Genomic DNA, 9,346 nt, shown 5'->3' with positions numbered 1-9,346 from the left:
GCGCCGCCTCGGTGGCCCCCAGAAGACTCACCGCGCGCGAATAGGTGATGCCCTCCTCGCCCGCGCCGGCCATCAGCTGGTCCAGCACGCTCAACGTATCGCGCGGCGACCCCCCACCGGCGCGGATGACCAGCGGGAAGACGGTCGGCTCGACCCGCACGCCCTCCTGGTCGCAGACCCGCTCGAGGAGTCCACGCATCGCCGAGGGCGTGAGCAGGCGGAACGGGTAGTGGTGCGTCCGTGAACGGATCGTCGGCAGCACCTTCTCCGGCTCGGTGGTGGCGAAGATGAAGATGAGGTGCTCCGGCGGCTCCTCCACGATCTTGAGCAGCGCGTTGAAGCCCGCGTTGGTGACCATGTGCGCCTCGTCGATGATGAGCACCCGGTACCGCGACGACGCCGGCGCGAAAAATGCCCGCTCACGCAGGTCACGGGTGTCGTCCACACCACCGTGGCTGGCCGCGTCGAGCTCGGTGACGTCCAGCGTGCCCGTGCCCCCGGGCGCGAGCGCCACGCAGGAGTCGCACTCCCCGCAGGGTGTCGCGGTGGGTCCCTCCACGCAGTTCAGCGACCGGGCGAGGATGCGGGCGGACGAGGTCTTGCCGCACCCGCGCGGCCCGGAGAAGAGATACGCGTGGTTGATCCGGCCGGAGGACAATGCCACGGAGAGCGGCTCGGTGACGTGCTCCTGGCCCACGACCTCGGCGAAGGAGGCGGGGCGGTACTTCCGGTAGAGGGCCACGGCTAGAGGGTACCCAGGGGGTACGACGACGAGGCGAGACCTCTGCGTCCGGGAGGACGACATCCCGAAATGACCGGAGGGGCCGCGTCTCCGCGACCCCTCCCGACGTCCCTCGCGCGGCGGTGCGGGCCCCCTCAGACCCTCGCGGCGCGGTTCCGGACCGAGATCACAGCACCGGCCCCTCGCAGCCCCTCAGCCGCACTCCGGTGCCCGATCCCTTATGGGGTCCGGACGCGTCAAATACAACCACGCGGACCTGCGGCGATCAAGGACCTTCCTCAATTGACTACTGCTCAACAGCGCTTTCGGGGCCATTCGTGCACGTCAGAGCACTGTCCCCCGAAATTCCCGGCGAGTCCACGTAATGAGAACGTGTTACAGATCACAGCACCACCGCTTTCGCTGGTGACAGCGGCCCCGTCGACACCCCCACAGGGGCATCACTGGGTCCGCATCTCAGTGATTGGTGATTAACGAAGCGGCAGGCTGTGTTACATCACTTCTGCGCGTCGCGACACGCCGCGAGCAACGCGCACAGTCCCACCACGTCCATCGCCGTCTCCACCTCGGCCAACGGCGGGAGGGTGGGCGCCAGCCGGATGTGCCTGTCGTCGGGATCCCGCCCGTACGGATAGGCCGAACCCGCCGGGGTCAACGCCACACCGATCGCCTTGGCCAGGCGGACGGTCTCCGTGGCGGTACCGTCCGGGACCTCGAGGTCGATGAAATACCCGCCCTCAGGCCTGGTCCAGCGGGCCACCCCGTAGTCGCCGAGGCGGCGGCCCAACGCTGCGGCGGCCGCCTCGAACTTGGGGGCCACGATCTCCCGGTGCTTCTGCATGTGGGCGCGCACCCCGTCGGCGTCACCGAAGAACCGCGCGTGCGCCAGCTGGTTCACCTTGTTCGGTCCGATCGACCGGACCCCGGTGTGCCTCAGATACCAGTCGAGGTTCGGCGTCGAGGCCGAGAGGAACGACACGCCCGCGCCGGCGAAGGTGATCTTGGAGGTCGAACACACCTGCAGGAAGCGATGAGGGTGACCGGCCTCCGCGGCGATCGAGTCGACGTCGGGCACCTTGGGGAAATCCGGGGTCAGCGTGTGCACCACGTAGGCGTTGTCCCAGATCACCCGGAAGTCCGGGGCGGCCGTGACCATGCGCGCCAGCCGCGACACGGTGTGATCGCTGTAGACGACGCCGGTCGGGTTGGAGTAGATCGGCACACACCACATGCCCTTGATCGACGGGTCCGTCGCCACGAGATGCTCCACCTCGTCCATGTCCGGGCCGCCCTCGCCCATCGCCACCGGGATCATCTCGATACCGAGGGCCTCGGTGATGGTGAAGTGCCGGTCGTATCCGGGCACCGGGCAGAGCCACCGGAGCGTCGGCTCGTCCTTCCACGGACGCTCGGAATCCGGCGTGCCGAACAACATCGAGAACGCCAGCAGGTCGTACATGATCGACAGGCTCGCGTTGTCCTGCGCGATCACCCGGTCGACGTCCACCCCCAGGAGCTCGGCGATGATCCCACGGAGCTCCGGCAGTCCTGCCCCGCCTCCATAGTTCCGGACGTCGGTCGACCCCGCGGTGTGGTCCCCCTCCCCCGGCAGGGCCAGCAGCCGCTCGGAGAGGTCCAGCTGTTCGGGCGAGGGCTTACCTCGGGTCAGGTCCAGGGAGAGACCGCGCTCGGCGAGGGAGTCGTACTCGCGGGACAACTCCGATTCGAGTCGGGCCAGGTCGTCGGCGGAGAGATCGGACAGCGCCACAGTGGCCTCCGGGGGATCGACATCGTCGGTGGTCTCGGCACCTCGACGCAGGTGGTCCTGGTGCCGGACGTGAAGGGACCCCGCGCACCCGCCAGAGCCCGCTGACCCTTGCTGCCTTCCGGCCCTGGGGGAGTTCACAGGATGGACGCCGCGCGGGGTCCGGTGACGAGTCTAACCGTGCCGCCTCCGCGGCCGCACGCCGCCCGGGAGGAAGCCGAGGAATCCCGGATGGTTTGCCAGTGGTTGGCCGCGCTGGGTACTGTGATCGACGGAGGATTCGCCTAGTGGCCTATGGCGCTCGCCTGGAACGCGGGTTGGGGTTTATAGCCCCTCAGGGGTTCAAATCCCCTATCCTCCGCCGCAGACGCGGCCCGGTGCTCTCGAGCCCGGGCCGCGTTTCTCGTTGCCCCGGTGGCGCACGGGCACCGAGTGCCACCGGGGCCCCACCTTCACGCCTGCTACTCCGCGTGCCGCCTCCTGGCGAACGCCGACGCCCGCTCCACGTACCAGCGCAGCGTGTCCGGTTCATCGGTCGCGGTGTAGCTCACGGCGTCCGGATCCGCGCCCTGATAGAGCCGTTTGACCGGCACCTCCATCAGTTTTCCGGTGCGGGTCCGGGGAACCGAAGGCGCGGCGATGATCTCGTCGGGCACGTACCTGGGTGAGACCTTCGACCTGATCTCGGAGACGATGGACTCCCGGAGTTCGTCGTCGACCTCGAAGCCGGCGTCAGGCACGACGAAGAGCGGCATGTAGTACTCACCCCGAGCCAGTTCAGCACCGATCACCATGGACGCCCGCACACCCGGAACGGTGTCCACGACCTCGCAGATGTCGGCCGATCCCATGCGGATGCCACCGCGATTGATCGTCGAGTCGGAGCGACCGTGGATGACGAAAGGCCCTTCGGGTCTGCGGGTGGCCCAATCGCCTTGCCGCCACATGCCGGGGAAGTCCTCGAAGTAGGCGGCCCGGTATCTGCTCCCGTCGGGATCGTTCCAGAACTTCACGGGCATCGAGGGCAGTGGTTCGGTCATCACCAGCTCGCCCACCTCCCCGACGACCGGGCGTCCCTCCGGATCGACGGTGTCCGCCGCGACGCCCAGATACGGCCCCTGGAGCTCGCCAACGTAGGTCGGATCGAACGGGTTCGATCCGACGATCCCCGACGCGATATCGGTTCCTCCGGAGTCAGAACCCAGATGCACATCGTTCTTCACGTGGTCGTGGATCCACAGCCAGGTCGATTCGGGCAGCGGAGACCCGGTGGACAGGATGGAGTCCAGCTTCGAGAAATCGAAGAGTGCACGGGGGGACATCCCGGAGCGCTGGATTTCCGTCAGCACCGCGGCGCCCACACCGAAGAACGACACCTGTTCCGTCGAGCAGATCTCGAGGTGTCTGGCCGGCGTCCCGAATGACGGGGCACCGTCGTAGGTGACGACGGTCGCACCTCTCATCATCGACGCCACCAGCATGTTCCACGCCACCCACGTCGTGGACACGGCGAAGTACACCCGGTCGCCCGGACCGAGGTCATACTGCAGCCCGTTGGCCTTGTTCGCTTCGAGGACGATTCCACCGTGACCGTGGACTATCCCCTTCGGCTTGCCCGTGGTCCCTGAGGAATACAGCACCCACAGCGGGTGGGAGAATTCGACGCGGTCGTATACGGGCCGGGCGGGCGTTGACATGATCGTGGACATCCGGGTGCTCGGTACGCGGGTCGCCGGGGGCATCTCGCTCGAGGGGCCCCCCGTGTCCACGAAGACATGGTGCTCGATCGTCGGAAGGGCGTCGATGAGGTCGGGCAAGCCCCTCGTCATGTCCCGGTATCGGCCGTTGAAGTCGTATCCGTCCACGGTGAGAAGAACCCTCGGAGCGATCTGCGTGAATCGATCGCTTACCCCCCGGACGCCGAAGTCCGTGTTGACGACCGACCAGATCGCCCCTACGGACGCTGCCGCCAGTAGGGCGACGATCGTCTCGGGGACGTTCGGCAGGACCGCACACACGACGTCCCCCCGCCGCACCCCGATCGATCGGAAGTGTGCCGCGAGCGACGCCGTGCGTTCTTCGAGTTCCCGCCAGGTCAGGGACTGACGAGGCCGGGATTCGTGCAGGCCGACGACGGCTTCCCGGTCGGGATCCGACCCGGCGAAGCGCAACAGGTTCTCCGCGTAGTTGAGGCGCGCGTCGGGGAACCAGCGGGTGTCAGCGATCGACTCCCCCTCACGCACGGGCCCCGCGCCGCGATCGCCGACGAGGTCGTAGTACTCCCATACCGACTCCCAGAAGTCATCGACGCATCCGACACTCCACCTGTGCAGCTCGGCGTAGGTTCCGAGCCCGCCTCCTACCTCGGCCGGATGCACTCCACGGTGGTGTCGGAGCCAATTCTGGAAGCTGCGGAGATCCGACCCCTCGACCCGTGCTGCGGACGGCTCCCACGTCTTCACGCGGCCATTCACGCTGTGACTGCTCATCATGTTCCCCGTCACCACCCGAGGACCGGCACGAGCAGGAAGATCGTCGAACCGATCACCATCAGAACGACCATCGCCGTCATGCAGTAACCCCAGATGTCCTTGAGGCCCAGACCCGAGAGGCCGAGCGCGGCGAGGACGAAGAACGGTTGCAGCAGGTTGGTCGTCATGTCGCCCACTGACACCGCGTTGACGACGGTCGCAGCTGAGACATTCATGGTGCTGATCGATTCGAGCAGCACCGGCCCCTGAACCTGCCACTGGCCACCGGCGGATGGCACGAAGATATTGACGATCATGGCTGAGATGTAGGCGAACAACGGGAACGTCGCGTCCGTGGAGATCGATGCGAACCACTCGCCGATCAGGACGATCAGCCCGGCGCCGCCCATCATGCCGACGATGCCGGCGTAGAACGGGAACTGGAGCACGATTCCCGACGCCGCCGGGATCCCATCGGTGATGCACTCGGCGTACTTGGCGGGGCTCCCGTGGAGCGCGATACCGACGATGAGGAAGATGAAGTTGATGATGTTGAGTTCGAGGTTGAAGCCCTGGGCGACGAAGTAGGTGATGATGCCGATCAGGCCGAGGATCACGATGAGGTAGTTGATGATCCTGCTGTTGTTGATCCGGTCCGAGACGGTCGAGTCCCTGGAGACCGAGCCGGCGTCCGCAGTCTCCCGCGCGTCATCCGGGCCGGAGAACGGGACGACGTCCCGGCCTTTCGGTGCCATCAGAATGAAGGCGACGAGCACACCCAGGAAACCGAACACGGCCGCACTGATCATGGTCGGGCTATACAGCGTCTCGGTGACCGGTATGAGTCCGATCTCATCTTCCAGGCTGTGCCCGGGGGTGTTGACCAGCAGTGGAGCGGTGAGGGCGAGCGACACCGGCTGAGTCGCGATGACCGCCGTGTACGCGGCAGCGACAAGGAGCCGGAAATCCGCGACCTTGACACGTCGAGCGATCTCGATCGCGACGAGCGTTCCCCCGACGAAGCCCAGACCCCAGCTGATGATGCCGAATGCCGCTGAGACCACCATCGCCATGACGAGCGCGGCGAGTTGGGTCTTGGGGACGCCGGCGAGGCGGGTGAGGAGCCTGTTGACCGGCGGAGCCTTCGCGAGCGCGTAGCCGGTGACCAGTACGACCACCATCTGCATGCCGAACTCGAGGAAGCCCCAGAATCCGCCGTACCAGTGCTCGGCCATCTCCGGCAAGGACTGGCTCCCGATCGTCATCCCGAGGATCAGAGTGACGATCGTCAGGACGAGCGCGAAGAGGAACGCGTTGGGCAGATACTTCTCGACGAGAAGGTTGAGGGAGCGCGATAGGGCTCGCACAGGCGGATCTCCTTTGGGCTCAGCGGGGGCTCGGACGCCATGACGCCCGACACATTCTGCTATCGCTCGTCACAAAAGGAGATGGACCACAGCCTGAAATTGTTGCGTAGGTCTCGTTACAGATTACAAACCTGTCGAGCTATGGACCGTCGACCACCGTTCGAGGCTCATTCCTCGGTCGAGTTCCGATCCCTGGCGCGCAGCTCGAAGTACCACTGCAGTGATACCGCGGTCTCCATGTCGTCGACCGAACACCCGGTGATCTCCGCGAACCGGGCGATCCGGTAGCGCAGGGTGTTCGGATGACAGTTGAGCGTTCTCGCGGCGTTCTTATAGGAGCGGTTCTGCCGGAGATACTCTTCGACGCTGCACAGGGTGGAGGCGGCATCGACCTTGGCCGAGTCGAGGGGTTGCCGAAATCTCGCGTCGAAGAGATCGACGACGGGCGACTCCGGGTCGACAGCTACCCGCCAGCCGACCTCCTCGAGGTGGTGATTCCCCGCGCTCAGCGCGGTCGAGGTGCTGGCCACCCGCCGAGCAACCTCGAGGGACTCCGCTATGCCGGACAGGGGACGGGGCCGACCGTAGGACACGGACACGCCGTCGCCGGTGTCGAACACCTCCCTGCAGATACCCACGATCACATCGCCTCGAATCGCACACACCCCCCGATGGCCGAAGATCTGGGGCTCCAGCATCGCGAGAAGCGAATAGATGTCGTGCCCGGAGTGACCCACCATCGCGGCGACAAAGCCGCGGTAGTCCAGGTCTGTGCGCAAGGCGAAGCGAGTCTGTGCGGTGGCAAGGATTCCGTCGTCGAAATCTCCGGAGCGCAGCCGGTCGATGAAGTCATTCTTGATCGCATGGTTCCGGGTGTCGAGCTGCAGTTGATGCTGTCGATAGACCTCCACGAGGACGGCCGAGTACACGTCGCTGACCATCCAGATCTGCCGGTAGGCGTGAAGACTCTCGAACGGGGACACGCCGTGCGCGTCGAACAGCTCGGTCAGCGCGTCCGCGATGAGTCCTATGCTGTGCTTGTACGAACGGATGAGGTCCTCGACCGGGACACCCTGCTCGAAGCGCTTCCTCGCGATCTGCGCGTAGGCGCGCAGTTTGTGACCCTGCGGTGTGGGCCCGTCCACCACTGCGCGGATGCACATTTCGATGTTCTGGTGGAACGACGACGAGATGACCTCGTCTGATACGGACTCGTAGGTGGGATACGTGCCACGAATGGTGGCGAGGACCTGCGTGAGGAGAACCGGCTCACGTTCGACGAGCGCGTCGATCGCAGCACCTCGCGGGTCGCCGGGATCCATGTATCGGATTGTGACACGGCCACGGGATCATCCGGCCCCCGCCAACCCCGCACCGCCACGGATCCCCCTCGGTAGCATCGCGGACGTGACCGAGATCACCGCTCCGGACATCGCCCTTCGCGTGCTCGTCTACAGTCACGACGCCGGCACCCGCGACCGCGTCATGACCGCACTCGGCACCCGCCCACACCCCGACCTCCCTCGGCTCGACTACCTCGAGGTGGCCACGGCGGCGGTCGTCGTCGACACCATGGACGCGGGCGGCATCGACCTGGTGATCCTCGACGGCGAGACCGCCCCCACCGGCGGGCTCGGACTGGCCAAGCAACTGCGGGACGAACTCGACCACGTCCCACCGATCCTCGTCCTGATCGGCCGTGCGGACGACCGCTGGCTCGCGGACTGGTCCCGGGCCGACGCGTCGGTCCCTCACCCGATCGACCCGTTCCGTCTGCGAGATGCGGTCACCTCGCTCCTCGCGCCGACCTGAGCTCCCGCCACCACCGGCGGCCGTCGCACACCTGGAACCGGTCTGCCGAAACCCCAGACACGCGTCAAAGCAATGTGAGTAGAGTCACAGTCGGGGTCGGGGACACCCAATCCGACAGGGAGACGGCGGGCCGTGACCCCACCACAGCCGGTCGCCGGCGATCCCATGCGGTTGCAGGAGAAGTGAACCCACAGGTGGCTTCTCGAGGAACGCGCGAGGAGTGACGCGATGAACGAATACGTACCCATCCTGGTCCTCGGCGCCGTCGCCGTCGCCTTTGCCGTCTTCTCCTCGCTGACGTCCTCACTGGCCGGGCCGAGCCGGTTCAACAGGTCCAAGGTCGAGGCCTACGAGTGCGGCATCCAACCCACCCCGCAGCCGGTCGGGGGCGGCCGGTTCCCGGTGAAGTACTACCTCACGGCGATGCTGTTCATCATCTTCGGCATCGAGATCCTCTTCCTCTATCCGTGGGCCGTGCACTTCGACACCCTCGGGCTGTTCGGACTGGCCGCGATGGCCCTGTTCGTCGTCAACGTCTCCGTCGCCTACGCCTACGAGTGGCGTCGCGGCGGGCTGAGCTGGGACTGACCGGGGCCGGGGGAGGAGACATCATGGGACTGGAAGAGAAGCTGCCGAGCGGGTTCCTGCTGACCACGGTCGAGCAACTCGCCGGATACATGCGCAAGGGGTCGCTCTGGCCCGCCACCTTCGGACTGGCCTGCTGCGCCATCGAGATGATGGCCACCAGCGGAGGCCGCTACGACCTGGCCCGGTTCGGGACCGAGGTGTTCCGCGCCTCCCCCCGCCAGGCGGACCTGATGATCGTCGCCGGCCGCGTCAGCCAGAAGATGGCCCCGGTCCTGCGCCAGGTGTACGACCAGATGGCCGAGCCCAAGTGGGTGCTGGCGATGGGTGTGTGCGCGTCCTCGGGTGGGATGTTCAACAACTACGCGATAGTCCAGGGCGTCGACCACGTCGTCCCCGTGGACATCTACCTCCCCGGGTGCCCCCCACGGCCCGAGATGCTCCTGCACGCGATCATCACCCTGCACGACAAGATCCAGCACATGCCGCTCGGCGCCAACCGGGCCGAGGCCGTCCGCGCGGCCGAGCGGGCGGCGCTCGACCAACGCCCGCTCATCCCCGTCGAGGGGATGTTCCGGTGACCGGCGACCATCCGGTCCCGGCC

At 66.5% G+C, this 9,346-nt stretch carries 8 protein-coding genes, 1 tRNA gene and 1 other RNA gene; 4 read left to right on the top strand and 6 right to left on the bottom strand.

Annotated elements, in window-relative coordinates:
• The 3 genes from dnaX to ffs all read right to left on the bottom strand — a co-directional run.
• The coding region (gene dnaX / locus G6019_RS13395; protein WP_182627788.1) for a DNA polymerase III subunit gamma/tau at positions 1 to 742 on the bottom strand (742 nt) is incomplete at its 3' end.
• Positions 743 to 1,238: 496 nt separating this feature from the next.
• Positions 1,239 to 2,510, bottom strand: coding sequence for an aminotransferase class I/II-fold pyridoxal phosphate-dependent enzyme (locus tag G6019_RS13390; protein WP_182612282.1), 1,272 nt, complete (start codon positions 2,508 to 2,510; stop codon positions 1,239 to 1,241).
• A gap of 69 nt (positions 2,511 to 2,579) precedes the next feature.
• Positions 2,580 to 2,674: signal recognition particle sRNA small type (ffs, locus tag G6019_RS13385), an RNA gene on the bottom strand.
• Positions 2,675 to 2,780: 106 nt separating this feature from the next.
• Between ffs and G6019_RS13380 the strand changes: the two genes are divergently transcribed.
• Positions 2,781 to 2,868, top strand: a tRNA-Ser gene (locus G6019_RS13380).
• A 100-nt stretch (positions 2,869 to 2,968) separates the two neighbouring features.
• Here G6019_RS13380 and G6019_RS13375 read toward each other — a convergent pair.
• The 3 genes from G6019_RS13375 to G6019_RS13365 form a co-directional block, all read right to left on the bottom strand.
• Positions 2,969 to 4,996, bottom strand: a complete 2,028-nt coding sequence (locus tag G6019_RS13375) for an acetoacetate--CoA ligase (protein ID WP_182612286.1) — start codon at positions 4,994 to 4,996, stop codon at positions 2,969 to 2,971.
• Between the two features lie 11 nt (positions 4,997 to 5,007).
• Positions 5,008 to 6,345 (bottom strand): short-chain fatty acid transporter, encoded by a 1,338-nt coding sequence (locus G6019_RS13370; protein ID WP_182612283.1) that lies wholly within the window; start codon positions 6,343 to 6,345, stop codon positions 5,008 to 5,010.
• Positions 6,346 to 6,512: 167 nt separating this feature from the next.
• Positions 6,513 to 7,667: a PucR family transcriptional regulator gene (locus G6019_RS13365; RefSeq protein ID WP_182612284.1), complete on the bottom strand. Its 1,155-nt coding sequence runs from the start codon at positions 7,665 to 7,667 to the stop codon at positions 6,513 to 6,515.
• Between the two features lie 76 nt (positions 7,668 to 7,743).
• Between G6019_RS13365 and G6019_RS13360 the strand changes: the two genes are divergently transcribed.
• The 3 genes from G6019_RS13360 (at position 7,744) to G6019_RS13350 (ending at position 9,323) form a co-directional block, all read left to right on the top strand.
• Complete coding sequence (locus G6019_RS13360; RefSeq protein ID WP_375539768.1) at positions 7,744 to 8,157, top strand: hypothetical protein; 414 nt, start codon at positions 7,744 to 7,746, stop codon at positions 8,155 to 8,157.
• A gap of 228 nt (positions 8,158 to 8,385) precedes the next feature.
• Entirely contained in the window at positions 8,386 to 8,745 is a 360-nt protein-coding gene (locus G6019_RS13355; protein WP_107755519.1) for an NADH-quinone oxidoreductase subunit A, read from the top strand.
• A 23-nt stretch (positions 8,746 to 8,768) separates the two neighbouring features.
• Positions 8,769 to 9,323, top strand: coding sequence for a NuoB/complex I 20 kDa subunit family protein (locus G6019_RS13350; RefSeq protein WP_107755518.1), 555 nt, complete (start codon positions 8,769 to 8,771; stop codon positions 9,321 to 9,323).
• Positions 9,324 to 9,346 lie beyond the last annotated feature (23 nt).

This window comes from Dietzia sp. DQ12-76 (genome assembly GCF_014145045.1).
Taxonomy (GTDB): domain Bacteria; phylum Actinomycetota; class Actinomycetes; order Mycobacteriales; family Mycobacteriaceae; genus Dietzia.
Note: the sequence above shows the minus strand (reverse complement) of the source record. Positions and strands in the feature narration are given on the sequence as shown.